The sequence below is a fragment of the Streptomyces sp. NPDC102274 genome, from assembly GCF_044766385.1.
Taxonomy (GTDB): Bacteria; Actinomycetota; Actinomycetes; order Streptomycetales; family Streptomycetaceae; genus Streptomyces.
Genome location: NZ_JBIWLW010000156.1, coordinates 1 through 1,113, shown reverse-complemented (window position 1 = coordinate 1,113; position 1,113 = coordinate 1). Strand labels below are relative to the sequence as shown.

At 68.5% G+C, this 1,113-nt stretch carries 1 protein-coding gene and 1 pseudogene; both read right to left on the bottom strand.

Annotated features, from left to right (window positions below):
* A pseudogene (locus ACIRQP_RS42525) lies at positions 1-576 on the bottom strand (potassium-transporting ATPase subunit B); the annotation flags it as partial.
* On the bottom strand, positions 573-1,113 hold a 541-nt coding region (locus ACIRQP_RS42520), incomplete at its 5' end, for a potassium-transporting ATPase subunit KdpA (RefSeq protein WP_403900861.1). The pseudogene ACIRQP_RS42525 and the gene ACIRQP_RS42520, both read right to left, overlap by 4 nt.

Genomic DNA, 1,113 nt, shown 5'->3' with positions numbered 1-1,113 from the left:
GCCGCCCGACTCCCTGATGACGGGCGCCGATTCACCGGTGATGGCCGACTCGTCGACGGAAGCGACGCCTTCGACCACATCACCGTCGCCGGGGATGATGTCGCCGGCCTCGCAGACGACCAGATCACCGATGTGCAGCTCCGTACCGGGTACGCGCTCCTCGTTCACGCCGACGACCCGGCGGGCGATGGTGTCGGTCTTGGCCCTGCGCAGGGTGTCGGCCTGCGCCTTGCCACGCCCCTCGGCGACCGCCTCCGCGAGGTTCGCGAAGATCGTCGTCAGCCAGAGCCAGGCGGCCACGGCCCAGCCGAACCAGTCGCCGGGGCTCAGCGCCGCGAAGACCGTGCTCATGACGGACCCGATGAGGACCACGAACATCACGGGCGACCTGGCCATCACCCGCGGGTCGAGCTTCCTCACCGCGTCCGGGAGGGAGAGCAGCAGTTGCTTGGGGTCGAACAGGCCCCCGCCGACGCGTCCGTCATCGGGTTTGTGCCCGGTGGGGACGTCGCTGTGCGGCGCGCGGGCCGGAGTGGTACTGGACATCGCGTCCTCATGCTTCGCACGAATGTTCATGACGCCAGCCCCTCGGCCAGCGGCCCCAGCGCCAGCGCCGGGAAGTAGGTCAGACCGGCGACGATCAGGATCGTGCCCACGAGCACCCCGCTGAACAGCGGTTTCTCCGTTCGGAGCGTGCCCGCGGTCTGGGGTACGGGGCTCTGCTCGGCGAGTGAGCCGGCCAGCGCGAGGACGAACACCATGGGCACGAAGCGGCCGAGCAGCATCGCCAGCCCGATCGTGGTGTTGAACCACTGGGTGTCCGCGTTGAGCCCGGCGAAGGCCGAACCGTTGTTGTTGGCGCCCGAGGTGTACGCGTACAGGATCTCGGAGAAGCCGTGCGGCCCCGAGTTCGTCATGGAGTGGCCCGGAGTGGGGAGCGCCATGGCCACGGCCGTGAAGCAGAGCACCAGAGCCGGGGTGATCAGGATGTAGCAGGCGGCGAACTTGATCTGGCGGCTGCCGATCTTCTTGCCCAGATACTCGGGCGTACGGCCGACCATCAGCCCGGCGATGAACACCGCGATGATCGCCATGATCAGCATGCCGTAGAGG